A 25,796-nucleotide genomic window follows, 5' to 3' on the forward strand; every position below is an offset into this window, starting at 1 on the left:
TAGCATCATGACAGAAGGTTTATGGTTAGTCTTACTGATCGGAACATAATGATTTGATGTTTGTTCCAAAAAAAATAGAGTATTATGAAATCATAGCTCCTGCAAATTCAGATAATTTGCAGGGGCTAATTTTGATTAAGACACCGATTGATAAAAAAGTGGGAGACAAAAATGAAATTATTTTCTGTGAACGATTAACAATCGCAAAGTTCGCTGTGGGTACTTCTAGTAGAATACATATCGGCTATCGCACCAAATAGGGCGTGCGTGCCGGGGCGTTCCAATATTCGAGGTACTGTTCATTCATGCGAGCAAAAAATAACTGAAAGCCTGCTTGTTCCTGAACCGTCAGAACTTCTTCAACCCAATTGGCCACAATCCGGATGCCCTTGGAGCTCAGATATTTGTGCACACATCTGAAAATAATCAACATTTCCATAACGGTGGTGGCTCCGGTTCCATTGACAATAACCATGATCTCTTCACCAGCACATAGGCTTAAATCGTCAATCAGTAAATCTGTCATCAGGATGGCTGTTTCATCGGCAGTTTTCATTTTGTGTCGACCACCGCCGCCTTCGCCATGCTGGCCCATCCCAATTTCCATTTCATCGGTACCGAGGATGGCAAAAGCTGAACCATTTTGGGGATGGGTCGCAGTTTTATTGGCTACCGCAATGGTTGCCATGTTATCGGCAAAATCCTGAGCAATAGCGGTAATCTCATGGAGTGATTTTCCCAGAGCAGCAGCAGCACCAACAATTTTATAAAGTGGGACACAGCCCACCAGCCCCCGGCGTCTGTCGGCATCACAACGTGGTGCATAGGCCACGTCTTCTCGGGTTACAACCATTGATACCTTCATACCGATTCTGTTTGCCTCTTCCATGGTACGGGTGCCAACCAGCATGTCGGCGGCATGATTTAACACAACTAAAAGAGTCCCCTTGCCCTTGTCTGCAAGTTGAAGCGCCTCGAGGACTGCCTTATGCCCTGGTGCTGCAAAAATATCGCCAACAACAGCAATGTCAATCATTCCTTCACCAACAAATCCCTCCAGTGCCGGCTCATTACCCGATCCTCCCAAGGCGACGATGGTAACCCGGTTAGCGGTTTTTAGGCCCTTGTTGATAACAAGGTTATTTGGTTTTACCTCAAGTAGAAAGGGATTGGCAAGAGCAAGGCCTTCAAGTAATTCGGAAGTGATATTTTCTGGTTTATTAATAAACTTTTTCAGATTCATGACAGAGGTTCCTTTATTAGAGTTTGAATGGTGGTGCCCCAAAACTGATCTTGTGTAAGTGTCGGGAACTGGGATAAAATCAGCACGGTATTAGATTGATAAAATATTAGCAAATATTGTTGATTAAAACAATATCGATGTCATGAAAACTAAATCTAATGTCACCAAAATCAAAACTATGGTTTAAATGAACGTAAAAGATTGTAACCCGGACGGTTATAAGATATAATATATTAATTAATTAAGATAAGATTATGGATAGAAAAAGGTGAAAGAATGTTGAAAATTGCGATTTGCGAAGATGAGGAACAACATAAAAAAATTCTGGTAGATTTAATTGGACGGTATCCATTTGAAGCAGAGTATTGTTTGACCACATTTAAGCATGGCTATGAACTTGTTGAAGCCAATCGCACGGGCATAAAATTTGACATTATTTTTCTTGATATGCGGTTGGATAACGAGGATGGAATAGATGTTGCTAATGAAATCAGAAAAACCAATGCAACAGTGCGGATTATTATTACAACCTCATTAATTGAATATGCCATCCAAGGCTATTCGGTTAATGCCAGTGATTTTTTATTAAAGCCACTGCCGGAAGAAAAGGTGTTTCATGTTTTGGAGAAACTTGAGCATGATATCAGGTTGTCAAAGAATAATTATCATGAAATCGAAATAAATAATGAACGCGTATTTATAAAATGTGATGAGATTTTATATTTTGAGAGTCTCGGTCGAAAAATTAAAGTAGCAACCTTCGAGTCCGAATATGAATACTATTATACGATTTCAGCACTGGAAAAAGAATTGGATTCGTTGCGGTTTGTCTTGTGCCACCGATCTTATATTATTCATTTGAAAAATGTCAAGAGCATCAAAACAAAAACTGCAATTTTGAAAAATGGTACGATGATTCCGATTAGTCCCAAACGAAATCAGAAAGTATACGATGCTTTTACCCGGTACATGGCAGGATTAATCGAATGAAAGCTTCATTAATCATTCGGAATATGATGCTCTTTAGTATTCCGTTTATCAGTTTCATTATCGGTTTGAATCTCTACTTTATTGATGTTCATGCTGATAACCGGCATCTGCTGGGGATTGTTTCTCTAGGGGCCCTGGTCTACATCAACGTCGTTATTTTTGTGATCTTAAATGTTCTCGAGCATGAATCGGAAAAGATCAATCAATATAAAAATGCTAATGCCCAATTGGAACTGCAACAGAAGCACTACAAAGAAATGCTCGAAAAGAACCACGAAGTACGGGGATTGTGGCATGATATGAATAATCATCTGATTACGCTGGAGTATTTGATCAAAAACCATGCCAGTGATGAAATTGAAAATTATCTGCGGCAATTTCACGAACTGCTCCAAAATTCTGCAGATCTGAACCGATCAGGAAATCATGTGGTGGATGCACTGCTGAATTATAAGATTAAGGTTGCCGCCGATCATCAGATTAATTTTGTCCACTACATTGCCATTCCAGAAAAACTGAAGATTAACAGCATTGATTTATCCATCATTTTGGGAAATCTCCTCGATAATGCCATTGAGGGGTGTATGCGGGATTGCCGACGGAATCAGGAAAAAATCATTAAGTTTAATATGTATTATAAGCGGGAGAGCTTACTGATTGATATCGAAAACACGGTTGATGAAAAAACGATTCAAAAGTCAGGAAACAATATTGTAAGCAGCAAGCGGAATGACGCAGATCATTATGGATACGGGATTTCTAATGTTAAACAAGTCTTAAAAAGTTACCAAGGAAATATGGTTTATCAAATTCTTGATGACCGCTTTAAATGCACAATTCTGATTCCGTTGGATTAGTGCACGCTGATCACAACCATACAGCAGTGAAAAATGGGGTTTGTAAAATTGACAAAATCGAGAGGATGCGATATATTATACAGGCATTTATAGCGTTAGGTTGAGGTGGTTTGTTGAAAGAAAAAGAATTGTCCCGTTTAATCCATGTCGCTCAATTGTATTATGAGCAAAATAAAACCCAGTCGGAGATTGCCAACGAATTGGCGATATCCCGACCTGCGGTTAGCTATCTTCTGAATAAGGCCAGAAAAGCAGGTATTGTAAAAATTGATGTCTTATCCTACTATCGTACAATCAGAGGACTCGGTAATGAGTTGTGTGACCGTTTTAATCTGAAAAGCTGTCACGTAGTCTCACTTCCAGAGGATCTTTATCAAACTGGTGCTGAAGTTTTACTGGAATTCTTACCCAAAGCGAAACTGTTGGGGCTGGGTTGGGGTTATAATACCAACAAAGTAATTTCTGCTTTACCCCAGCAAAAACGTGGAGGAATCAGTGTTGGAATAATCTGCCCATTAATCGGTGCAATAACGGCACCGCAACAGGGATATCATCCGGATGAACTGGTCAAAGAGCTTGCCGATAAAACCGGCTATCACGGGGAGTTTCTTAATTGTCCGGCAATCCCTGCCACGGCAAAGGAGCAACTGGAAGTGATGGAGTCGGACGATTTTAAACAAGTTGAGGATTATTGGCGACGACTTACGACGGCGTTTATAACCCTGGGCAGCTATCCTTCCGTACCGGATCATGGGTCGGCGATGCGGTTTGGAAAAAAACTGATCGATGAAAAAGCGGTGGGCTGCCTGCTTTCATATTTTTTTAATCCCCAGGGGAAACAGATACGGAGTGATGAGGACTATGCGATCCAAATTCCGCTTGATCTGTTGGCCCGAGTACGCGATGTGATTGGATTTGTACCCCAGGAAGCCAACGTTTTTTCAGTAATCAGTGGTTTAAAAACTGGGTATATTAAGCATTTGGTGATCACTGAAGCGTTGGCAAGTGACGTAATCAAACAAATGGATGAACAAAAAAACGTCTAATACAAAAAACGCCGGAGCAATGTGATATGCTCTGGCGTTTTTTTAAAGCATGATATTTTGTTGATTATACTCGGTGAAAGAAAGCGCCTTACCAGCTGCCGCCGCCACCGCCGCCACCACCACCGCCGGAGAAACCACCGCCGCCGGAAAAGCCGCCACTGCCAAATCCTCCAGATCCAGAGTTGGGCGGAACAATAATATCCGATGTGATCGTGTTCATGCTTCGCATTAAACTCGATACGAATAACACTGAAGTAAAATTGTTGCCGTAAGTGGTGCCATAATACCAGTTGGGCTGCTCAATGGCAATTGACTCAAAATTTTTGGCCCATTTGTCGGTTACCCCCAATACATAGGCGTAGGGCAAAATATTGAAAAAATACTGGGGGTTTTCATTGACCAGGGCCAGAATCCGGTCTTTTTCAGCTTTCTCAATAAAGTTTTTAAAACCAAGTACCTGACCCAACCATAACCGACCCGTTTCTGTTCGCTGGGTAGCAATAATTTGAAAAAAGGCGGTGCCGAAGGTAGCTCCAAGTGCCAACAGTGCTGGCAGAAGTGAATTGTATTCCAAGAGAAAATTAACAACGAGTAACAGGAGCATCGCTACAAACAGGATTATAATTCCCAGGATCAGGCGTCCCACTGTTTTTTTTCGGGCTACACCCTTGCGATTGCGTAGGGCAGAGGTGATAATATTAGCGCCGACAATCGTAGGAGCAGCGGCAAAACAGGCGACAATCCCGATAAAAATCAGACCTTCAAAAAATGAGGTCAGCATGCCAAGTTTATAGGCGCCATTAATGACATAAGCTAAAAGCGGCAGCGTCATAAAAATACTGATGACCGCCAGACCGATTTTTGAAGCTGGAGTAAAGATTTGATGATCAGGGAGATCAAAATAACTTTTAATCTGTTCTTTGGTGGCCACGATTGTGTCGTAAAAACTGGCTGGAACACTGACGGTTGAAAAACTGTCTTTTTGATCAAAAAGATTATTGAACAAGGTATGCTCAAAATCTTCAGCGTTTTCGGGAAGATTTTTAACCTTATGGAAGATGAATTTTTTCTTGTCAACCTGTTCAATGGTCATATAACCCTTATCGGCCCAATACATTAGTAGAGACATAACCTCTGGTTTATCCAGGGCACCATCGACAATAAAACCGATTTGGGAGGGGGTAAAATTCTGTGGGGGATAGAATTCTACGGTTTCCACCGGTTTTTTATCCCGTCCGGTGAAGAGCCAAATCAAGGCACCGCCAAGCAGGGACAGGCCAAAAATAAGATACATAAAGGGGAGAAACTCATCGCCTGTAAAGGCACCGACAAAATATCCGTTTGGCAGATTGATTTTAAGGGTGACTCCTTGATAATTGGAAAGGGGCCGGTTTAAAGTGCCCTCAATGGTGTTTCCGCTGACGGTAAAATCAACAGCATCGGTGATGGTGCTGCCGTAGCCGCCGGAGATAAATTCTACCTGAGTTGGATCAAAGGGTTTTGGCATAATAATTTTGAAATGGGCGTTTTCAATGCTGGTATCCCAATTCTGGGGAATAATGTTAAAGTACACATCATCCATACTGTCAATTTTGTCATCGCCGGGATTCCAGACGTAGGAAATCGGATACGTTTGGGTGCCGCTGACATATTTGTCGCCATCCCCAATTTGAATCACGACATTGCCATTTTCTGTGGAGGTCTCATAATTGAAATTGTCCACAGTGACATCAGTTAACCGGGCATTGTAGGATGTTTCTACCGGCTGTCCGTTGATCTCCCGATAAAACGTCCCGTTATAAGGAATATAGCGATAGATGCCGTGGCGGGGCTCTGTAAAGGTGACCGTGATGTTTTCCTGAACCTGATAGGCATGGTTTTCCAAAACGTTCATGGTGACATCATACTGGTTGATATCAAAATATTCCTGGGCAAAGGTGCTTCCGGGAAAAAGAATTCCTAAAAGAAGAAAGCCAAGAAGTGTAAGAATGATCGGTTTGCGTTGCTTTTTCACATGGTTTACCTCCCAAATATTTGTATAGACGGCACCGTAACAGCGCCGTCTATTTTTGTTGTATAAAATAGATATCCCGATGATTCAGAGCTAAATCAGTTAAATTTAACCTGAACGTTTTCCCGTTCGGAAGCAGACCCGACTTCAAAGAAGGGTTGTTTTTTGAATCCAAAGATACTGGCAACCAGATTACTGGGGAAGGATTCAACCTTGGTGTTCATGGTGCGGACAACGGCATTATAGTATTTTCGTGAGTTGGCAATTTCATCTTCCAGCATTTTTAACTGCTGTTGTAAATCCAGAAAATTGCTGTTTGCCTGCAGTTGGGGATAGGCTTCAGCAACTGCGAAAAGGCTTTTTAAGGAGCCGGATAACGCATTTTCATTGGCAATTTTTTCATCAATGCTGGTTGAATTCATGGCGGCTGTTCGGGCTGCCGTTACCTTGGTGAAGGTTTCTGATTCATGGGTGGCATAACCTTTAACCGTTTCGACCAGGTTGGGAATCAGATCATATCTCTTTTTAAGATAAACATCCATGGTGGAAAAGGCTTCTTCCACCTGATTTTTAATACTGACAAAGCTATTTCGTGATAAAATAAGCCATAGACCGATGATCACAATAAGACCGAGAATAATTGGAATAGCAATCATTTTTTATAATCCTCCTTAAACAATTTTACAGGTATTATTATATCACGTCACCATACGGGCCACAATATAATTAAGGGATACTTTTGATTGGGGAGAAAGTCGTTAAATAGTATCCTTCTTTGACGATTTTATCCAGTTTAGAGTAATATTTTGCCTTGTTGGAAGGTAGCTTCTATATTATAATTAATACGAACAAAAATTCTGGATGAATTATAAAAGGTTGACAAGGAGAAACGATGAGTTATTCACATATACTATTCGATCTGGATGGAACCCTGATCGATTCGAAAGAAACAATCCGTTGTTCGTTTGAATATGCCCTGAAAAAAATGAATGTTCCTGATCCGAAAGTAACAAATGTTGATGCATTGATTGGTCCGCCGATGCTTAAGACGTTTCAGGACATTTATGGTTTTTCATTGGATGAAGCCAGGAAGGGTTACGAATTTTACTTGGAAGAATATGTAGGTAACGGTCAGATGTACCAGGCCGAGCTTTATCAGGGTGTTAAAGAGACCATTGCCACACTCTGCCAGAAAGGCTGTTTCCTGGCCGTAGCGACAACAAAAAACGAAACCAATGCCCGGAAAATCGTTGAGCGTTTGAAGCTTGATATTTCAATTAATCGGGTTTATGGAACATATAATGATGGAACCCGTAGCAATAAAAAAGAAATCATTACGAATCTTTTAGACGACAATGGTATTAAGGATTTAGCCGATGTAGTGATGGTTGGGGATCGTCACTTTGACATCATTGGTGCCAAAGAAGTAGGAATTGATTCAGTGGGGGTTACTTATGGTTGCGGCAGTGAAGATGAACTACGACAGGCTGGAGCCACCCACCTGGTTAGCAGTATTATCGAACTATTGGAGATAGTAAATATCTAGGAGGAAAACATGGAATCAAAAAATATTAATTTGAAACGGACTGCATTAATTAAGGGTGATCTCAAATTCACCAATTTTGGCCAGATTATTAAGTCTACCCTGTTCAAAAAATTGGTCAAGACATTCATTGATGAACTGACTGTAAAAAAGTCCTATCTATTGCAAACACTGGAGCCTTTTAAAAATGGCAAGGGCGAGTTTAATGAAACGGCCTTCATTGATTTTGTTTATCTGCTGAATATTAATTCTCTGGATGAGATTATCCAATCCGGATATTTTGAGATTCAATTTACCTATGAAGAATATTCCCAGCTATTTCTGGGATTTCTGGAAGGATTTTACAACTACTGGCGGAGTATTCAACGTTTTATGATTAAAACCGATGTGTATAGTCCGGATGAAAATACCAAACGGTCCAAAGCTTATTCCCTGGCATCCAACAATGACGCCTTCAAAAAAATGGTGTTGGATCTTTATCGCAATATCCACTTCAATGTCACCGGGAAAAGCGTCAGTATTTATCGGCAGTTGCCCAGTGGTGCTCAGGTAGCTTTTCTAACCGACAAATTTGAGTTTGATCGGGGGGTTAAGAGCAAAAACGATTCACTGTACAAGGTACCCTACGTCTGGGAGGCAATTTTTGAACCACCAGTGATTTTTTATACGCAGTCCAGCAAGCGTGATGGGATTTTTCCGGTGAAGGATAAACGAATTTTACAAAAATTCTACCTGGATTGCGATGAATGGTTCGCCATTCCCGTTAAGGTCGGTCGTTTATTGTCGATTGTTTATGTTCAAAAAGAATTTTTAGCCCTGGGAGCAGGCTTATTCAATCTGTTTGAAATGGCTACACCAGAAGAATTTACCAAACAAAAACCAGATGCAGTGGTATTTTTTGGATTGGACGGAGCGCTTTTTGAGGATGATGAAAAATTGGGCTTTGTCGTAAAAGAAGATGATGTGTATTATGGACTCTTGCCAGATACTGCAGAGATAGACTACTTTGGTTATATGAAAAAAATGATGCTGACTCTCCATAATGTTATTCAGATTGAAAAGAAGGCGATGCCGGTTCATGGCGCATTTGCCAAGATCCGGGTTGGTGGCCGGAAATCGGCCAACATCATGCTGATTGGCGATAGTGGGGCCGGCAAATCAGAAACTCTGGAAGCTATCAATAAACTTCCGAAAGAATTGGCGTGTGATTTTGATATTCTGATCGATGATATGGGCTCCCTTCATTTTAGTAAAGAAGGCGAGCTGATGGCCGTAGGCACCGAAATAGGCGCATTTGTGCGACTCGATGACCTTCAGCCGGGGTATGCCTATAGCACTATGGATCGCAGTATCTTCATGAATCCCAACATTGTCAATGCCCGGGTTATTGTGCCGCAGATGTCCTATGAAGAAATTTCGAAATCCACCCGGGTAGACTTTATCTTTTACATTAATAACTATGAAGAAATCAGTGATACTGCTCCACCGATTGAACTGTTTAATGATTTGGATGAAGCTTATGCAGTCTTTTCTGAGGGCAAGCGGATGGCCAAGGGTACCACTGGAGAAGTAGGGATTACGACGACCTACTTTGCAAACCCCTTTGGGGCGGTGCAGTTAAAAGACGAACATGAAAGAATTGCCAAGAAAACATTTAAAAAAATGCAGGAAACGGGGGTGCAAATTGGGATGATCCGGACCCAGTTGGGCATTCCTGGCTATGAACAGAATGGTCCTTTCCAGGCTGCTCAGGCATTGATTCAGTTTATTGATAAAATAAATAAATCAGAATAATTAATATGTTTCATTTCGGCAAAATCTGGTATATAATTAGAGTAAGTTTATAATCATTATAAGGGAGGAAAAAATGGGTAAATTACAAGGAACACAGACGTTAGTTAATTTAATGACATCTTTTGCAGGTGAATCTCAGGCAAGAATGCGTTATACGTATTTTGCATCCATCGCCAAAAAAGAAGGTTATGTTCAAATCAGTGAGATCTTCACAGAAACAGCCAACAATGAAAAGGAACATGGTGAGTTGTTCTACAAACACATTGCGACCAATGAATACACATTGGGCAATGCAGTTGAAATTCCGGTGAGTGCTACTTTTCCGGTAGCCCTGGGGGATACCAAAAACAATTTATTGCATGCAGCTTCCGGTGAAAATGAAGAATGGAATGAACTTTATCCGAAATTTGCGGAAATCGCCAAACAGGAAGGCTTTGACGAAATAGCCGAAACTTGGCTCCAGGTTTGTGTCGCTGAAAAGGCCCATGAAACCCGTTATCTGAAACTGGCGGCGAACATTGAGTTAGGCCGTACTTTCAAACGGTTCAGTGATGTCAAATGGAAATGCGGCAACTGTGGTTATATTTATGAAGGTGCTGAAGCACCTGATGAATGTCCAGCCTGCAAACATGCCCAGGCCTATTTTGAATTGTTTGTCGAAACCTATTAAAAATATAAGTGTAAAAGTAAAAAGAAACGGGGTTTAATCCGTTTCTTTTTGCTTTCTATTAAGAGAGCTTTCGTTATTTTTCAAATGGGAAGTGGTATTGTTCAAGTCCCAATTCGGCTTTAATATCGAGAATGTCTTTAATCAGAGCTTCATTTACCGGGGTACCTTTGTCTTTGCGATCCAGCCAGGCTTCATACTCCTTTTCACCGGCGGTATAGATTCGTTCCTGACCGGGCATTTTTTCTGAGGCCCGCAGGTCTCTTAAAATGTCGCCGGTGATTTTTTTGAAGGATTCCGGTTCGGTAAAGTTCTCGATATTGATGGCAATAAAGAAATGGCCCAGATGATAGGGTTGCGCCTTACCGTTGGCGTCGAAGCCGAGCAAGCCTTTTAAGAAGGAGCCACTTTGCAGAGCTGCCGAAAGGATTTCCACGAAGGTGGCATAACCATAACCCTTATAGCCACCGGTGTCTTCACCGATGCCGCCCAGCGGCGTCAGGGCAGCCTCACCTTTGACTAAATCAATCAGGATCTGTTTGGTATCGGTGCGGCTTCGCCCCTGACGGTCAATAACCCAGCCATCGGGGAGATCCTTGTTTTCGCGGTCATAAACTTCAATTTTACCTCGTTGGGAAACTGAGGTGGCGCAGTCCAGCACAAAAGGGAAGGGCTCATCACTGGGAACCCCAACGGTGATGGGGTTGGTGCCCAACATGTTTTCGACCCCAAAGGTCGGTGCAATCGATGGGCGGGCATTGGTGCCGGTCATCCCGATCATATTGTTTTCGATGGCCATCAGTGGGTAATAACCGGCAAAACCATAATGGGTGGAATTCCGGACCACGGTCATACCCATGCCATAGACCTTGGCTTTATCAATCGCCATCTGCATGGCTTTTTTGGCAATCACATGGCCCATGCCATCGTGACCGTCAATGACAGCGGTGGTAAAGGTGTCTTTGACGACTTCAAATTCGGTCACCGGATTCTGGATGCCCTGTTTGATCCGGTCGTAGTAGATCGGTTTTAAACGGCCGATGCCGTGGGAATCAATCCCCCGTTTATCGGAAGTGATCAGGATGTCGGCACAGATCTTGGCGTCTTCTTCGGGCACACCGATCCCTTTTAAGGCGTCGGTCATGAATGCTTCCAGAATGTCAAAGGGGATGCGGTAGGTGGTTTCGTCTTTCATTAATAATTCTCCTTGTCTAATTCGCTATATATTTATTGGGTGATAACAATTTTGTCAACGTAAGATGAGGTGGCAGCGTGAAGCGCCCCGACGTAATCGCAGCGCAGGCTGATGATGTCGCCGACCTGATAGGTGTTTTTGGCATCGCTGACGTCAATCACCAGATGATCGGAACTGGAACCTTCGATGGTCAGTCCCGGCAAAAGGGGAAAGATATGGTCGGTATCGGTGTCCTGGCGACCCAGACCGCAGATGGCTCGACGACGGATTCCTTTATCCTCAAAGGTCGGGATTTCGCCGAAGGCATTGCGCCCGATTTCACCAACGGGATAGGTGGGTTTATCCTGCAACTCAAGGATCTCAACATCCAGAATAAAGGCATCCTGATGGAGATAATCATAGCAGTGATAATAGGCCGACTCCCGTCCAAACAGGATCACATCGCCCAGTCGCAGGTTGTTGATTTCCCCAGGAAGCGTTTCATTGTCGACCAGATAATAGGCGCTGGAATTCCCACCGGAAACAATCTCGCAGGGAAGCTGATAATTTTCTTCAATCCGGGCTTTAACCTTAAAAAAAGCCCCAAAGGTTTGGGGAGTGGGGATGGTGGCACCAACGCAGGTGGCATTGGTGGCAATACCACGGAGTTTGATATTTTTCATAGCAGCAATTTCTTTAATATCCTGATCCAGTTTCGCAAAAGCGGCTGCGATCAAGGCTTCAATTTCTGGTTTAGCGGGATTTCCGTCGCCAATAAATAGACCTTCACGCAGATCCCCCAGGTCAAGCATGTAGAGGATGCCATGGATTTTGCCCTGAGCCTGGGCCGCCTGATTTAACAGCCGGATGGTTGTTATTTCGCTGTTTAAAGATAGTGTCGCATAGGCAACGGCATGATTAACCTCACTGGGCATCGGCACCCGGATCAGCCATTTTTCACAGGGTAGTGGGGCCAAATTTTTAAGGTTTTTTATCCGGGAATCACCGATTGTGGTGGCGCCTCCATCCAGAAAAGCCTGGGCAATTTCCAGGTTGCCGCCGGTACATTTAGTGACAGCAGTGACAGCGACCCCTAATTTATTGGTGCGCTGGATAATGGCTTGCGTATTTTCAACTATTTTTTGCTTATTGATTTTAAGTAAGGGATACATAAATGCTCCTTTGCAGTTTTCTGGAGTTTAGTATATCATAAGCGAAAAAAAAGCACAAATGATTGACAGCTGTTCCGCCCTTATTTATAATGAGGGTTGAAGATCATTAGGAGACCGGAAAAAGTTCGTCCCTTTTCGGGGGAGCGGATTTTTTTTCGCAGCGGCATGGATAAAATAAAGGATTTTTTATCTTTTAAAGATGTTTAATAGGCTATTGAACAGGTCGTCAAAAATAATAAAAGCAAAAGCTTACTGTTGTTCTGATTTAAGCAGGGAGATACAGGCAGGCGAGTAAATGGAGGAAATATGTCAACATACGAGCATAAAAGAATAGAAGAGCGCTGGCAGAAGCATTGGGAAGAAAATGAAACCTTCCGGATGGAAGAAAACTCAGATAAGGAAAAATTTTACGGACTGGTTGAATTTCCCTATCCCTCTGGCGTCGGGCTTCACGTCGGTCACGTACGTGCCTACACATCCCTGGAAGTGATTGCCCGAAAACGTCGGATGGAAGGCTTTAACGTCCTCTTTCCGATTGGCTGGGATGCCTTTGGCTTACCGACTGAAAACTATGCCATTCAAACCGGCCGTCATCCCCGGGAAGTGACTGATGAGAATATTGCAGTCTTTACCAATCAGTTAAAACGGATTGGCTATGCCTTTGACTGGGATAAAGAAATTGATACCACTGATCCCAGCTATTATAAATGGACGCAATGGATTTTTTTACAATTGTTTAAACATGGCCTGGCTTTTCGGGATCGAACCTATGTCAATTTCTGCAATGGTTGCAAGGTGGTACTGGCCAATGAAGATTTCCGTGACGGTAAATGCGATCGCTGTGGCAGTGAAGTGGTGCAATTGGAGAAAGACGTCTGGTTTTTAAAAATCAGAAACTATGCCGAAGAATTGCTAAAAGGTTTGGATGACGTCGATTATCTGCCACGGATTCGCCTCGAACAGGAAAATTGGATTGGTAAATCGGTGGGTGCTGAAGTTGACTTTACCATCGCCGGTTATGACAAAGCACTGCGGGTCTTTACCACCCGGCCAGACACCCTGTTTGGTGCCACCTTTATGGTTATTGCGCCCGAACATCCACTGATTAACGAGCTGTTCGAAGCGATTACCAATATGGATGAGCTGGTTGATTATCAGGAACAGGCTAAACGCAAAACTGAATTTGAACGGGTGCAGTTGGCTAAGGATAAAACTGGGGTGCGGATCCTGGGCATCCAGGCGATCAATCCGGTGACAAATACTGAGATCCCGATTTTTATTGCCGACTATGTCATGATGGGCTACGGTACCGGTGCGATCATGGCTGTGCCTGGCCATGATACAAGAGACTGGGATTTTGCCAGAAAATTTAAGCTGCCAATTATTGAAGTTATCAAAGGTGGCGATGTTACCGAAGCGGCATATACCAATACCGATTCGGGCGAAATGGTTAACTCCGGCTTTTTAAACGGCTTGGAAGTCAAAGAGGCGATCCAGAAAACCATCGACTTCCTGGAAAAGGAAAAATTGGGTAAACGCACCATCAATTATAAAATGAAGGACTGGGCTTTTAACCGACAACGTTATTGGGGTGAACCGATACCGATTGTCCACTGTCCCAAATGCGGAATGGTACCGGTGCCTGAAGATCAGCTGCCGTTGGAATTGCCGATGGTGGAAAGTTATACCCCCACTGATACCGGTAAGTCGCCACTGGCCAATATCCCCGAATGGTATCAAACCACTTGTCCCGAGTGTGGTGGCCCGGCTGAACGGGAAACCGATACCATGCCCCAGTGGGCCGGTTCCAGTTGGTATTTCCTGCGTTATTTTGATAACAAGAACGATGAAGCCTTTGCCTCCCCGGAAAAACTGAAATACTGGATGCCGGTGGACTGGTATAACGGCGGGATGGAACACGTTACAAGACATTTGCTTTACTCACGCTTCTGGCATCAGTTTTTGTTTGACATTGGCTGTGTACCGGTGCGGGAGCCCTATACCAAACGAACCGCTCAAGGGTTGATTCTTGGCAACGATGGTGAAAAAATGTCCAAATCCAAGGGCAACGTGGTCAACCCCAATGTTATCATTGAGGAGTTTGGGGCCGATACCCTGAGAACCTACATTATGTTTATCGGGGATTATGAAAAAGCGGCGCCCTGGTCCGATAATGGTGCAAAAGGCTGTCGCCGCTTTCTTGATCGGGTCTGGAAACTTCAGGAGATTGTGACTGATGAAGCGGGCTATGGTCAGGTGTTGGAAACAGCCATTCATAAAACCATTAAAAAAGTCAGCGATGATTATGAAGAAATGAAATACAATACCGCGATTGCGGCGTTGATGACCCTGCTTAATGAATTCAACCGGGAAGGTTCAATTACCCGCGACGCCTTTAAGACTTTTCTGCAATTGCTCTATCCGGTCGCGCCCCATATCACTTCGGAAATCTGGCAGATTATGGACTTCGGTGGAACTCTTGATGATGCCGTCTGGCCGCAATATGATGAAGCTAAAACGGTCGATGATGTCATTGAAATGGCAGTTCAGATCAATGGCAAGGTGCGGGGAACGATTACCATTCCAGTGGCTGCCGATAAAGACGAAGCCAAAGCGATTGCTCTGGCTCAGGAAAATATCCAGGCGTATACCCAGGGGAAAACGGTTGTCAAAGAGATTTACGTACCCGGAAAAATTTTCAACATCGTGGTAAAATAGCAACGATGAAAGTGATTCATCTCTATACCGATGGGGGTTGCCGGGGTAATGGCAAGGAAGGTGAGAATCTGGGCGCCATTGGCGGGGTGCTGATTTATCCCGAAAAGAATGTGACCAAAGAGTATAAGCAGGCCTATGAAAACACCACCAACAATCAGATGGAGTTGTTGGCGGTGATTGAAGGCCTGAAACTATTAAAGGAGTCCTGTGAGGTACATATTTACAGCGATTCGGCCTATGTTGTCAATGCCTATCTGCAGAACTGGATTGGCAGCTGGAAGGCTAAGAACTGGACCCGGGGTAAAGCCGGGGCGTTAAAAAACCGGGAAATCTGGATCGAACTGGATCAGTTGGTCAACCGCCATAAGGTCATTTTTCACAAAGTTAAAGGCCATGCTGACAATCCCTACAACAACCGGGCTGATTTGCTGGTAAATCAGGCCATGGATGAGTACCGACTGACGGAATAATGCTAATAATTTAGTTAAAAATAAAGGACTTAAACCAAATCTGGCTTAAGTCCTTTTATTTATGTGATTTTAAGCGTTTATTAAAAAGCCATGAGCAGGCCTTTATCGTTGGAATAGTAGGTGGTTAAGCCGTGCATCGGAAAGATGTAAATTTCTTTGAGATCAAAGCGTTTTTCCAGCAGATCCTTGAGAATTTCAGCCTGACTGAGATTATTGCAATGGGTAATGACCACCGGAAACTGGGGTTGGGTCTTGATTTTTTCTTCAACCATGCTGGCAAGACTGGACAGGGCTTTTTTGATGCCCCGGGCCTTAGTGACCAGCTGAATTTCGCCTTTATCATCAGATCTGAAAATGGGCATGATTGAGAGTGCTGAAGCGACTGCGCCAGCCACTCGATTCATCCGGCCGCTCTTAACCAGATTAGAAAGATCCTGGAGTAAAAACCGTAGATTCAGAGTCTCCAGATAAAGGGATAATTTTTCACTGATGGTGTCAAAATCCATATCGCCGGTTTTGATCAGATCCCGGAGTTTCATCACCATTAAAATCATCACCGGGGAGGTGGCGTGGGTATCGAAGAGGCTGATTTTTAGGGAATCATCTTCTTCAAGAACCATATTTTTAGCAACCCGGGCACTGTTGTAGGTGCCGCTTAATCCAGAAGTCATGGTAATCACATAACTTTCCTTATTTTTTCGCAGTTCAGCCGCAAAATCCTCGGGGGAGGGGCATGACGAGGAGGTCGCTGTTTTTTCAGCTTTCATTGCGGCAATCAGTTCTTTGGGATTGAGGGTTTCATCATCGATAAATTCGTGATTGCCAACGATTATTTTTAAAGGAACCAGCGAAAAATCAATCCCGTCCTTTTCCAGAAAATCTTTAGGTAAATCACATGAGCTATCACTGATTATTCGTGGTTTCACATTTAATTCCTCTTTTCAATCATTTATCTTTAGAGATTTATCTTTACGATGCTGATCAGCAGAGCAGCTAAAGTTCACATTCACCTGTCAGTAAACAAGCCAATGGTAAACGAATATGCTTAAAAAGAGCTTTCGTTAGTTTAAATGGATTCTGTCAGATATGGAACGCCATCTGCTAGTGTTAACTGAGTTAGAACGTCCTGGGTGATCAGGTTGGCTGCATGACCATAATAAATTTTGCTCAGACTGTTTTTTATTGAAAAACGTTTAATTTCGTTTTCCTTGAGTGCATCAATGGCAAGGATCAGTTCATTAAAATTATTGGCAACAACTGCGGCCCCCTGTCGTTTAAACCAACAGGCATTTTCGCCTTCCTGACCAGGGGTGGGATTATAAAGAATAACCGGAATTTTTTTGGCTACCACCTCACTCAGGGTGATGCCGCCAGGTTTGGTGACCATCAGATCACCAGCAGTATAAAATTCATGGATATCCGGAACAAAACCGAAGATCCGGGTATTTTGCAGGTTTTCCATTTCAAGTTCCCGTTGGAGATGTTGATTTTTGCCGCAGATGACAATGGTCTGGAGATTATTCATCCGATCAGTCCGTTGACAAATTTCCTTGATGTTTTTCAGTACCCCATAGGTTCCAGCAAAAATGATCAGGATTTTTTTATGGGGATTGAGATTATATTTTTTTAGAATGGCCTGACGGTTTTCCCTGGCATAGAAAGCGTCCCGGATGGGAATCCCGGTTTTTAAGATTCTTTCCCGAGGAATGCTCTCGCCGATCAGCGTCTCTTCAACGTTTTCGCAGGCGACATAATAACGATCGGTTTCCTGATGAATCCAGGGTTTAGGAATACAAAAATCAGTGACAACGGTAAAAAGCTTGATATGGGGGTAATTATCTTTTTTTAGAATGGCTGAGATGGTATAGCCATAAGTATTGATAATACAGTCCGGTTTAAATGCGTCAACCATTTTTAATAAGGCTTTGCTGGTAAAATTCCAGAGGTTGTACATCAGTTTATTATGGGCATATTCTTCGACATCGTAATAAACCCGTTCGTAAAAGCTGCTACCAATCGAATAGGAAAGCAGATAGGATTTTTCAATCATCCGGTTGAGCGTGGGATTGGTTTTATCGAACAGATCCTCAACCGAGACAAGATGACCCCGGGCTTCAAAGCTTTCTTTAAGGGTTTGGGCTACCATTTTATGGCCCGACCCGTGGGAGCAGGTTAAGATTAATATTCGTTTAGGTTCTAACATGGTAATCCGTCCTTTCATGAGATTTTTGGCGAAAACCTCCAAATAACGTATACCATTAGTTTAGTCAGAAAGGATTAGATTTCCATTAGAAAACTAGTCATCGACCTCGATCCCTAAAATGCAGATATCATCGGATGGGGGCTGACCCTGTTTGAATTTGGCACAGGCATCAATGATATGGCTGCCCAGAAGGTTGATCGGCAGATCCGGGTTCTGTTTGACAACTGAGATGATCCGGTCCATTGAGAACTCTTCCCGCTCAGGATTTTTGGCATCGACGAGACCGTCGGTAAAGAGCAGCAGTTTATCGTTTCGGGAAAAATTGATGCGCATATCAAAATAGTGCATGGTTTTCATAAATTGCTGCAATCCCAGCATCGGCAGGTTGGGTTTAAGCAGCTCGATCTTGTGATTGGCTTTTAAAAGCACTGCATCGGGATGTCCAGCGTTGGCAAAATATAAAACCTCTTCACTGGGATCCAAGACCAGAGCGATGGCGGTAAAGAAGGTGTTGTCCATTTGCTGGCTGATATCGGACTCAATCTGCTTTAACACCAGGCTGGGAGACTGGTTGATGCGACTGTCTTTCATGGTATAGGAATAGCTGAGTTTGATCATGCTGGTAATCATTGCCGCATCGATACCGTGACCGGTGGCATCAGCGATTAAAAGACTGATCTTGCCATTATCCATAAAATGAAAATCATAGAAATCCCCACCGACTTTGCGAAAGGGTTTTAAATAACTGTAAAAATGATAGTGATCGGACACAAATGAGCCCGGGGACGGAATAATCTTCTTTTGTAGGTTTTGTGCAAATTGTAATTGTTTATCAAAAAGTGACACAAGCGATTCATAGTGATCTGAGGTATTCAAACGGTGACCTCCGTAAGGTTCAATTTTTTTTTATTATAGCATATTATTTTGAAATGTTATGCTGATTTCTTTAAAAATGATTGAAATTATTGATACTTACCCTTATAATGAAGTTATCAATATGAAATGAGGTGTCTAAAATGATTGAATTTGTATACGGTTCAAAAGGAAGCGGCAAAACAAAAAAAATGATTGACATGGCAAACACTGCGCTGGAGACCTGCGAAGGGGATATCATTTTTCTTAATGACAGAGACAAATATCGAGTAAAAGTAGATACTAAAATCAGATTCACAAACCTGGAGGAGTTTGGCATCGTTGGAACAGATCAGCTTTTTGGCTTCATTAGCGGGGTTATTGCTGAGAATTATGATGTGAAAATTGTTTTTATTGATAATACCTTACGGCTGATTAATTATCAGTCATCAGAGGACATTTGTAAAATTGTTCAAAAAATTCAACAACTTACAGAAAAACATGATATAAAATTCGTTCTCAGCTTAAGCTGTGAAAAAGAAGAACTGCCAGAATGTGTCACTAAATTAATATAAACGTTTCAGACGAACCTGATTAGCAATAAAACGGTTCGTCTGTTTAATCTTATTGAGGAAATATATAAACCCATGACAGACTATCGGTATAACATCTATTCGATTTGGCTCAAAGAACGCTATGGCGAAAAAGTATATAAGATTCCGATCAATATCCCGGTGACCTGCCCCAACCGCGACGGTACCCGGGGGAGCGGTGGCTGTGTCTATTGCGGTGCCAAGGGTGGAGGCAACGAAACCTTGTCGGATCAGTTGTCCGTCAGCGAACAGCTGGAAAAAAATATTGCCTATATTGGCAAACGCTATCACGCAAAAAAGTTTATAGCCTATTTTCAGAGCTTTTCAAACACCTATTGTGAATTTTCAGACTTTAAGAAATGGATTCTGGCAGCGCTTCGCCCGGATGTAGTGGAGATTTCGGTTTCAACCCGGCCGGATTGTATCACCGACGAGCAGCTTTATTTTCTGGAAACAGTTAAAGCCGAACAGGGCGTTGAGGTAACAATTGAGTTGGGATTGCAGAGCGCTAACGAAGAAACCCTGAAAATCATTAAGCGGGGGCATACCCTGGCTGACTACGAACAGGCCATCGATCGGATTAAAGCAGCCGGTCTGTTAACCTGCACCCATATGATTCTGGATTTACCCTGGGATAGCGAAGCTGATGTGATCAGCGGTGCGAAGCTTTTATCCCGCAAAAAAACTGATTTTGTTAAGTGTCATAGTTTATACATCGAAAAAGACACGCTATTGGAACAGTGGTATCAAGACAGAAAGCTGACACTTCTCCCGAAGGATGACTATATCACCCGGGGAATTTTATTTTTGGAGTATCTTGACCCCAAAATTGTGGTACAGCGGCTAATTGGCCGGGTGCCCAAAGAGGACTCTGTTATTACCAACTGGAATACCAGCTGGTGGAAAATTAAAGATGAGCTTGACGCTCGCATGGAGCAGGAAAATAATTACCAGGGACGAAAATTCTCTGGGAAAAATAAAAAGAGGTAAAGTCCTTGGGAACAAAATATTGGCAAGAATTTCTCATCCCTTATCATCAGGCAGTGGATGAGATCGTATTAAAATTCACAAGTTTAAAAGAGCAGTATGAGAAAATTGGTGAATACTCCCCGATTGAATCGGTTTATGGCCGGGTTAAGAGCGTGGCCAGTATTCTGGAAAAAATTAATAAGTATGGCGTTGATATTGAAGCCCTGGAGGAAACCATTCAGGACATTGCCGGTATTCGTATTATGTGCCAGTTTGAAGAAGACATTTACGAGGTCGTTGAGTTGATTCGCAAACGGACAAACTGCGATATGGATGTTGTCAAGGTTAAGGATTATCTGAACGAAGCCAAGCCAAGCGGCTATAAAAGCTATCATCTGATTATCCGTTACCCGGTTTTTTGTGTGTCCGGTAAGCAGTCCATCCTCGTGGAAATTCAGATTCGTACCTTGGCCATGAACTTCTGGTCGATCATCGAGCATTCCTTAAACTATAAATATAAAGAAAACATCCCGGAAGCCATTAAAATGCGGCTAATCAATGCGGCCAATGCCGTCAACGAAGTGGATCGGGAAATGTCATCGATCCGTGAGGAGATCCAAAGTGCCCAGCGGCTGTTTGGTATTAAATCCAGTCTGGTTACCAGCATACTCGATAATATTGGCCATTTATACAAACTCAATCATGGTGATAAGGCCTCCCACTACGAAAAAATATTTGATGACCTGTTTGCTCAGGAGGACATTATCCAGTTGATCTTACTGCGAAAAGAACTGGAGTCGGAAGTCAATAAGATTGAGGCAGAGGTTTAAGAATCAAAAAACATGCTTGTTAAAAAAGAACAGTATGTTATAATAACACATTGTAAAACATATATAAACGAGGAGGTTGTCGATGTCTGGACATTCAAAATGGTCGACTATTAAACACAAAAAAGGAAAAGCAGACGCGAAACGCGGTCAAATCTTTACCAAGTTAGCAAAATATATTGCGGTGGCATCCCGGGAGGGTGGCAGCGATCCGGATATGAATGCAAAATTAAAAGAAGCCATCGCCAAAGCGAAGGCTGCCAATATGCCCAATGACAACATTGACCGGGCGATCAAAAAAGGTGCCGGTGAATTGCAGGGTAGTGTCTATGAAGAAATTACCTATGAAGGTTACGGACCGGGTGGCGTTGCGGTGATTGTTGAGACCCTAACGGACAACAAAAACCGGACTGCTGGCGATGTTCGTCATGCCTTTGATAAAAATGGCGGAAATCTCGGTACCAGTGGTTGTGTGGGTTTTCTGTTTACTAAAAAAGGCCAGATCATGATCGAAAAAGCTGATGGTCTGGATGAAGAGGCACTGATGATGCTGGCTCTTGATGCCGGTGCCGAAGATATTGAAACTGCTGAAGAAGGTTATGAAATCAGCACCGAGCCGGTGGATTTTGGCCAGGTTTGTGATGCCCTGAAACAGGAAGGCTACGAATTGGCTTCGGCTGAAATTGCCATGATCCCATCCACCGAAGTCGAACTGATCGATGCCACTGAAATTAAAAAAATGTTAAAAATGATCGATATGTTTGATGATAATGAAGATGTTCAGGCAGTTTGGCATAACTGGACAGGTGAGGAAGATGAATAAAAATACCCCGTTCAAACGATTTAAAGATGTTTTTCTTTATATCGTGATGACCATATTTTTGATTTTTTTGACTTCATCCTTTGTGATTGAGGATGTCTATTCGGCTGCGGATCAGTTGACCATGACCGAAAAGGGGATTTCTGATGTTTATTCCATTGCCGTCGGGATGGAACCCGAAATGCTGACCATCAATAATGGTGAAGCGGAGAGCGAAGATAAGACAACAGAAATTAAAACCGACGATGGTACTACCATCGTTATAACCGAATACACGTTGGGTGATAAAAATGAAGAGATTCTTGAATATCAACAGATCTTATATTCACTGGGTTTTCTGATCAGTCAACCCTCCAGTGAGCTGACAGAAGAGGTGCAGACGGCGATTAAAACCTATCAGGCGATGAAGGGTCTGGAGCAAACCGGGAAGCTGGATCGCTCCACCATTATCTCTTTGGTTGCCGAAGACGTTAAATTTGAAAAAGGCGACAGCGGAAAAGTGCTGCAAACCTATCAGCAGATTTTAGTGGCCCAGAAATATCTGGCCGCCGAGTCGGCCACGGGAACCTTTGATGACGCCACTGAGACGGCGGTGAAGGCTTTCCAAAAAGCTAATGGGCTCACCGAAACCGGAAAAATTGATGCTAAAACCATCAAAGCACTGGATGCATTAAGATAAAATTAAATAGGATTATCATAAAGCCGTCAGAATTGGCGGCTTTATTCGTTTGATGGTTTACAAAAACCGTCTATTTGATATAATGACAATACACATAGGATTATTTTTCATGGATGGGAAAAGAGGAAAGAAATGAAAGTTGTCACACCAAAAGAAATGGCGGTTATGGATCGCCATGCCGTAGCTGCCGGGACACCCAGCATTGAATTGATGGAACGGGCGGGGCATGCTTGCGCCGAAGTTATCAAGGTAGATCTTGATGAAAAGGCTCAGATTATCATTTTGTGCGGACCAGGCAACAACGGTGGTGATGGACTGGTCATCGGCCGGTCATTGATTGAGGATGGTTATACCGTCCATTTATTCTTGACTGCAGATCGGGAAAAATTGTCGGAAGACAGTCAGATCAGTCTTAAGCGGCTGGAAGATAAAAATATTCCCATCCGCACCCTGCAGGATGACGCTGATTTGGAAGATCTGAGTCTGATTATGAAACGGGCTACCCATGTGGTTGATGCCATCTTTGGTACTGGCCTGGTGGATAAAGAAATTCCGGCCAGTTACAATCGCATCTTTGATCTGGTTAATGATTTTGATCGGGAGAAAATTGCCATTGATATTCCGTCTGGCCTCAGGGGCGATATTGGTTTGACCATTGGAAATGGGATTTTTGCCGATAAGACCATTGTGATCCAGAATTATAAAACCGGTTGTCTGTTAAATGATGGACCTGATTATACTGGTGATACCATTCTGATTGATATCGGGATTGATGAAAACAGCATTCCCAATGAAAAATACTATACTCAGGAAAGTGATCTTAAATTTCCGCAGAAACGAAAAAAGAATACCCATAAATACGATTACGGCTCAGTGGTTGTGATTGCCGGTTCCAAGGGGATGAGCGGGGCTGGAATCCTCTCAATCGAAGGGGCCCTGAAAAGCGGTGGCGGTCTGGTGACTTGCTATGTGCCCCAGGATATTTATATTCCGGTGGTGGCCCGGGCCCCGGCTGAAGCTTTGATTAAGACCTATGACTGTAATATTACCTCGGACGACATCAAGCATGACCGCAAAAAGGTAATTTTAATTGGACCGGGGATTGGCCGGGCCAAGAATTATAGCTTTATTCTGGAGCATTTACTGGAAGGCAGTCTGCCGGTGGTGATTGATGCCGATGGGATTCATCATCTGGCCGTGGTGGTGGATTCTTTAAAAGAATCAAAAACTCCGGTGGTTATTACCCCTCATTTTGCTGAGTTTTCCAAGCTTATTGACGTGCCTCGGGAAGACATTTTAAAAGATCCGATTGGTTACGGGCAGAAGTTTGCCATGGAATATCAGGTCGTGGTGGTATTAAAAGGCTATCGGACGATGGTGTTTGGAACCAATGGCGAAATCTGGTTTAATTCCACAGGAAATCCGGGAATGGCCACGGGTGGCAGTGGCGATGTTCTGGCCGGGATGATTGCCGGAATTGCCGGACAAAACGTCAATCTTTTTGAAGCTGCCCGGGCTGGCGTTTTTTATCACGGCAAGGCTGGGGACTATTATGCCGAGCATTTTGGCCAGAGTACCCTAACCGCACATAGCATTATTGAATCCTTAAAATATGTTTTAAAGTAAGTTGTTCAAAATCCCGGAATTACCGGGATTTTTTCTCTTTGTTTGGTGATTTGAAGATTTTGGGTTATAATAATCAGATGAAGTTAATGGCTAAATTTACCAGTTTTTTAAAAACGTGGCCAGGAATTTAGTGGTATCGGATAATTGAATTTGGGATAACTGGAGTGAATGATCTGGGAAGGAATAGCGTTGTGACAAATATATTAGTAAGAAAGCTGATCAAAAATTATGAGAATACCGGAAATTCCCGGGTGCGGGAAAACTACGGAAAATTGGCCAGTATCATGGGGATTGCTTCAAATCTGTTGCTATTTTTCATTAAAATAACTATCGGACTGGTTTTTAACAGCATTTCGATCACCGCCGATGCGGTCAACAATCTGTCCGACTCCGGCTCATCACTGGTGACCCTGCTGGGTTTTAAACTGTCCGGCAAACCGGCCGATGCCGACCATCCCTTTGGTCATCAGCGGATGGAATATATTTCCGGATTGGTGGTTTCCTTTATTATTCTTTTTTTAGGGTTACAGCTGATTGAGAGTTCGTTTGATAAAATTCTCCATCCGGAATTGCCCCAGTTTAGCATGATTACGGTGGTGGTTTTGATCATTGCGATTTTGATTAAGCTGTGGCAATGCCTGTTTTATCGAAAAATCGGGAAAACCATCAACTCGCTGACGCTGATGGCGACTGCCATTGACAGCCGCAACGATATTCTGGCAACCTCGGCCGTATTGGTGGCAACCATCATTACCTATTTGACCGGCTTTGACCTCGATGGTTATATGGGGGTGGTGGTGGCCATTTTCATTATCATCAGTGGCATCAATCTGGTTCGTGAAACCATCAGCCCGCTTCTGGGCACAGCGCCGTCGAATGAACTGGTCGATCAGATTTATGAAAAAATCCGTAGTTACGAACACATCATTGGTCTTCATGATCTGATGATTCATAGCTATGGGGAAACCCAAACCTATGCCTCAGTTCACTGTGAGGTACCGGCGGAACTCGACTGCTTGATCAGCCACAGTGTCATCGATCAGATTGAACGGGATTTTCTTAAAGATCTGAACATTCATCTGATTATTCATCTTGATCCGGTTATAACTAACGATGAAAAAACGACGGCGCTGAAAGAACAGGTGGAACAGACCATTGCCGGACTTTCACCCGAGATTCACATCCACGATTTTCGAGTGGTGTGGGGGTATAACCATTCCAACCTGATTTTTGATGTGGTGGTTCCCTACGATGCACCGTGGAGTGATGAGGAGCTGAGCATGATGATTGCCAATGAAATATACAAAATAAACCCGACCTATCACGCCGTGATTACGGTTGATTATAATCACTATGTCCCCAATCAGGACGAGTTTTGTGTTTAAATCGGTAGCCGGGCAAGCAAGTCCCGATTAATTTATTCAGATAGGTAATTGAGAAATAAAAAGCACTGAACAATGGTTGCTTTGGGTGCAGTTTCCACAAACAATTTTGTAACGTGTAGGCGAACAGTTCAGAGAACTGTCCGCCGTACAGTGTAAA

The 25,796-nt window shown here is 43.1% G+C and carries 23 protein-coding genes; 15 read left to right on the forward strand and 8 right to left on the reverse strand.

Annotated features, from left to right (window positions below; genetic code table 11):
• Positions 1–244: 244 nt before the first annotated feature.
• Positions 245–1,243: a dihydroxyacetone kinase subunit DhaK gene (locus CHL1_RS07360; RefSeq protein WP_148638304.1), complete on the reverse strand. Its 999-nt coding sequence runs from the start codon at positions 1,241–1,243 to the stop codon at positions 245–247.
• A 276-nt stretch (positions 1,244–1,519) separates the two neighbouring features.
• Between CHL1_RS07360 and CHL1_RS07365 the strand changes: the two genes are divergently transcribed.
• From CHL1_RS07365 to CHL1_RS07375, 3 genes are all read left to right on the forward strand, one after another.
• Entirely contained in the window at positions 1,520–2,233 is a 714-nt protein-coding gene (locus CHL1_RS07365) for a LytR/AlgR family response regulator transcription factor (protein ID WP_070372050.1), read from the forward strand.
• Positions 2,230–3,090 (forward strand): sensor histidine kinase, encoded by an 861-nt coding sequence (locus tag CHL1_RS07370; RefSeq protein WP_070372049.1) that lies wholly within the window; start codon positions 2,230–2,232, stop codon positions 3,088–3,090. Before CHL1_RS07365 ends, CHL1_RS07370 begins: the two co-directional genes overlap by 4 nt.
• Before the next feature lie 113 nt (positions 3,091–3,203).
• Positions 3,204–4,136 (forward strand): sugar-binding transcriptional regulator, encoded by a 933-nt coding sequence (locus CHL1_RS07375; RefSeq protein ID WP_250935699.1) that lies wholly within the window; start codon positions 3,204–3,206, stop codon positions 4,134–4,136.
• Between the two features lie 88 nt (positions 4,137–4,224).
• On the opposite strand, the gene CHL1_RS07380 is transcribed toward CHL1_RS07375, so the two are convergent.
• Together CHL1_RS07380 and CHL1_RS07385 are read right to left on the reverse strand one after the other, a co-directional pair.
• Positions 4,225–6,150 (reverse strand): DUF2207 domain-containing protein, encoded by a 1,926-nt coding sequence (locus CHL1_RS07380; RefSeq protein WP_250935700.1) that lies wholly within the window; start codon positions 6,148–6,150, stop codon positions 4,225–4,227.
• A gap of 95 nt (positions 6,151–6,245) precedes the next feature.
• On the reverse strand, positions 6,246–6,803 hold the full coding sequence (locus tag CHL1_RS07385; RefSeq protein ID WP_250935702.1) for a LemA family protein: 558 nt from the start codon (positions 6,801–6,803) through the stop codon (positions 6,246–6,248).
• 236 nt (positions 6,804–7,039) lie between these two features.
• Here CHL1_RS07385 and CHL1_RS07390 point away from each other — a divergent pair, with 236 nt between their 5' ends.
• The 3 genes from CHL1_RS07390 to rbr all read left to right on the forward strand — a co-directional run bounded on the left by CHL1_RS07390 (position 7,040) and on the right by rbr (position 10,154).
• The gene (locus tag CHL1_RS07390; RefSeq protein WP_250935704.1) at positions 7,040–7,693 is read left to right on the forward strand and encodes an HAD hydrolase-like protein; all 654 of its coding nucleotides are present in this window, start codon (positions 7,040–7,042) and stop codon (positions 7,691–7,693) included.
• A 9-nt stretch (positions 7,694–7,702) separates the two neighbouring features.
• Positions 7,703–9,484, forward strand: coding sequence for a phosphoenolpyruvate carboxykinase (ATP) (locus tag CHL1_RS07395; protein WP_250935706.1), 1,782 nt, complete (start codon positions 7,703–7,705; stop codon positions 9,482–9,484).
• A 73-nt stretch (positions 9,485–9,557) separates the two neighbouring features.
• Positions 9,558–10,154: a rubrerythrin gene (rbr, locus tag CHL1_RS07400; RefSeq protein WP_250935708.1), complete on the forward strand. Its 597-nt coding sequence runs from the start codon at positions 9,558–9,560 to the stop codon at positions 10,152–10,154.
• A 73-nt stretch (positions 10,155–10,227) separates the two neighbouring features.
• Here rbr and CHL1_RS07405 read toward each other — a convergent pair whose 3' ends face one another.
• Both CHL1_RS07405 and CHL1_RS07410 read right to left on the reverse strand, forming a co-directional pair.
• Positions 10,228–11,346, reverse strand: coding sequence for an Ldh family oxidoreductase (locus CHL1_RS07405; protein ID WP_250935710.1), 1,119 nt, complete (start codon positions 11,344–11,346; stop codon positions 10,228–10,230).
• 32 nt (positions 11,347–11,378) lie between these two features.
• Positions 11,379–12,497: an alanine/ornithine racemase family PLP-dependent enzyme gene (locus CHL1_RS07410; protein ID WP_250935712.1), complete on the reverse strand. Its 1,119-nt coding sequence runs from the start codon at positions 12,495–12,497 to the stop codon at positions 11,379–11,381.
• Between the two features lie 306 nt (positions 12,498–12,803).
• Between CHL1_RS07410 and leuS the strand changes: the two genes are divergently transcribed.
• Positions 12,804–15,215 (forward strand): leucine--tRNA ligase, encoded by a 2,412-nt coding sequence (leuS, locus tag CHL1_RS07415; protein ID WP_250935714.1) that lies wholly within the window; start codon positions 12,804–12,806, stop codon positions 15,213–15,215.
• 5 nt (positions 15,216–15,220) lie between these two features.
• On the forward strand, positions 15,221–15,685 hold the full coding sequence (locus CHL1_RS07420; protein ID WP_228879388.1) for a ribonuclease H family protein: 465 nt from the start codon (positions 15,221–15,223) through the stop codon (positions 15,683–15,685).
• An 80-nt stretch (positions 15,686–15,765) separates the two neighbouring features.
• Here the strand turns inward: CHL1_RS07420 and CHL1_RS07425 are convergent, their stop codons facing one another.
• From CHL1_RS07425 to CHL1_RS07435, 3 genes are all read right to left on the reverse strand, one after another.
• Positions 15,766–16,611: a DegV family protein gene (locus tag CHL1_RS07425; protein ID WP_070372039.1), complete on the reverse strand. Its 846-nt coding sequence runs from the start codon at positions 16,609–16,611 to the stop codon at positions 15,766–15,768.
• A 140-nt stretch (positions 16,612–16,751) separates the two neighbouring features.
• Positions 16,752–17,888 (reverse strand): MGDG synthase family glycosyltransferase, encoded by a 1,137-nt coding sequence (locus CHL1_RS07430; protein WP_070372181.1) that lies wholly within the window; start codon positions 17,886–17,888, stop codon positions 16,752–16,754.
• 93 nt (positions 17,889–17,981) lie between these two features.
• Positions 17,982–18,764 (reverse strand): PP2C family protein-serine/threonine phosphatase, encoded by a 783-nt coding sequence (locus CHL1_RS07435; RefSeq protein ID WP_070372038.1) that lies wholly within the window; start codon positions 18,762–18,764, stop codon positions 17,982–17,984.
• A gap of 140 nt (positions 18,765–18,904) precedes the next feature.
• Here CHL1_RS07435 and CHL1_RS07440 point away from each other — a divergent pair, with 140 nt between their 5' ends.
• From CHL1_RS07440 to CHL1_RS07470, 7 genes are all read left to right on the forward strand, one after another.
• Complete coding sequence (locus tag CHL1_RS07440; protein ID WP_148638290.1) at positions 18,905–19,315, forward strand: hypothetical protein; 411 nt, start codon at positions 18,905–18,907, stop codon at positions 19,313–19,315.
• 72 nt (positions 19,316–19,387) lie between these two features.
• Positions 19,388–20,323 (forward strand): tRNA modification radical SAM protein MnmL/YtqA, encoded by a 936-nt coding sequence (gene mnmL / locus CHL1_RS07445; RefSeq protein WP_070372036.1) that lies wholly within the window; start codon positions 19,388–19,390, stop codon positions 20,321–20,323.
• A 5-nt stretch (positions 20,324–20,328) separates the two neighbouring features.
• Positions 20,329–21,132 carry a GTP pyrophosphokinase gene (locus tag CHL1_RS07450; RefSeq protein ID WP_070372035.1) on the forward strand — a complete coding sequence of 268 codons (804 nt, stop codon included), beginning with the start codon at positions 20,329–20,331 and terminating at the stop codon, positions 21,130–21,132.
• A gap of 82 nt (positions 21,133–21,214) precedes the next feature.
• On the forward strand, positions 21,215–21,952 hold the full coding sequence (locus CHL1_RS07455; protein ID WP_070372034.1) for a YebC/PmpR family DNA-binding transcriptional regulator: 738 nt from the start codon (positions 21,215–21,217) through the stop codon (positions 21,950–21,952).
• Positions 21,945–22,628, forward strand: a complete 684-nt coding sequence (locus CHL1_RS07460; protein WP_070372033.1) for a peptidoglycan-binding domain-containing protein — start codon at positions 21,945–21,947, stop codon at positions 22,626–22,628. The genes CHL1_RS07455 and CHL1_RS07460 overlap by 8 nt, the downstream gene beginning before the upstream one ends.
• Before the next feature lie 132 nt (positions 22,629–22,760).
• On the forward strand, positions 22,761–24,254 hold the full coding sequence (locus CHL1_RS07465) for an NAD(P)H-hydrate dehydratase (protein ID WP_250935715.1): 1,494 nt from the start codon (positions 22,761–22,763) through the stop codon (positions 24,252–24,254).
• A gap of 191 nt (positions 24,255–24,445) precedes the next feature.
• Positions 24,446–25,639: a cation diffusion facilitator family transporter gene (locus CHL1_RS07470; protein ID WP_070372031.1), complete on the forward strand. Its 1,194-nt coding sequence runs from the start codon at positions 24,446–24,448 to the stop codon at positions 25,637–25,639.
• Positions 25,640–25,796: the final 157 nt, after the last annotated feature.

Source organism: Acetobacterium wieringae, assembly GCF_023700225.1.
Taxonomy (GTDB): domain Bacteria; phylum Bacillota; class Clostridia; order Eubacteriales; family Eubacteriaceae; genus Acetobacterium; species Acetobacterium wieringae.

Excerpts from the sequence above, each read along its gene's own strand:
- CHL1_RS07360 (WP_148638304.1), bottom strand. The coding sequence starts at position 1,243 with ATGAATCTGAAAAAGTTTATTAATAAACCAGAAAATATCACTTCCGAA.
- CHL1_RS07365 (WP_070372050.1), top strand. The coding sequence starts at position 1,520 with ATGTTGAAAATTGCGATTTGCGAAGATGAGGAACAACATAAAAAAATT.
- CHL1_RS07370 (WP_070372049.1), top strand. The coding sequence starts at position 2,230 with ATGAAAGCTTCATTAATCATTCGGAATATGATGCTCTTTAGTATTCCG.
- CHL1_RS07385 (WP_250935702.1), bottom strand. The coding sequence starts at position 6,803 with ATGATTGCTATTCCAATTATTCTCGGTCTTATTGTGATCATCGGTCTA.
- CHL1_RS07390 (WP_250935704.1), top strand. The coding sequence starts at position 7,040 with ATGAGTTATTCACATATACTATTCGATCTGGATGGAACCCTGATCGAT.
- CHL1_RS07395 (WP_250935706.1), top strand. The coding sequence starts at position 7,703 with ATGGAATCAAAAAATATTAATTTGAAACGGACTGCATTAATTAAGGGT.
- rbr (WP_250935708.1), top strand. The coding sequence starts at position 9,558 with ATGGGTAAATTACAAGGAACACAGACGTTAGTTAATTTAATGACATCT.
- CHL1_RS07405 (WP_250935710.1), bottom strand. The coding sequence starts at position 11,346 with ATGAAAGACGAAACCACCTACCGCATCCCCTTTGACATTCTGGAAGCA.
- CHL1_RS07410 (WP_250935712.1), bottom strand. The coding sequence starts at position 12,497 with ATGTATCCCTTACTTAAAATCAATAAGCAAAAAATAGTTGAAAATACG.
- leuS (WP_250935714.1), top strand. The coding sequence starts at position 12,804 with ATGTCAACATACGAGCATAAAAGAATAGAAGAGCGCTGGCAGAAGCAT.
- CHL1_RS07420 (WP_228879388.1), top strand. The coding sequence starts at position 15,221 with ATGAAAGTGATTCATCTCTATACCGATGGGGGTTGCCGGGGTAATGGC.
- CHL1_RS07430 (WP_070372181.1), bottom strand. The coding sequence starts at position 17,888 with ATGTTAGAACCTAAACGAATATTAATCTTAACCTGCTCCCACGGGTCG.
- CHL1_RS07440 (WP_148638290.1), top strand. The coding sequence starts at position 18,905 with ATGATTGAATTTGTATACGGTTCAAAAGGAAGCGGCAAAACAAAAAAA.
- mnmL (WP_070372036.1), top strand. The coding sequence starts at position 19,388 with ATGACAGACTATCGGTATAACATCTATTCGATTTGGCTCAAAGAACGC.
- CHL1_RS07455 (WP_070372034.1), top strand. The coding sequence starts at position 21,215 with ATGTCTGGACATTCAAAATGGTCGACTATTAAACACAAAAAAGGAAAA.
- CHL1_RS07460 (WP_070372033.1), top strand. The coding sequence starts at position 21,945 with ATGAATAAAAATACCCCGTTCAAACGATTTAAAGATGTTTTTCTTTAT.
- CHL1_RS07465 (WP_250935715.1), top strand. The coding sequence starts at position 22,761 with ATGAAAGTTGTCACACCAAAAGAAATGGCGGTTATGGATCGCCATGCC.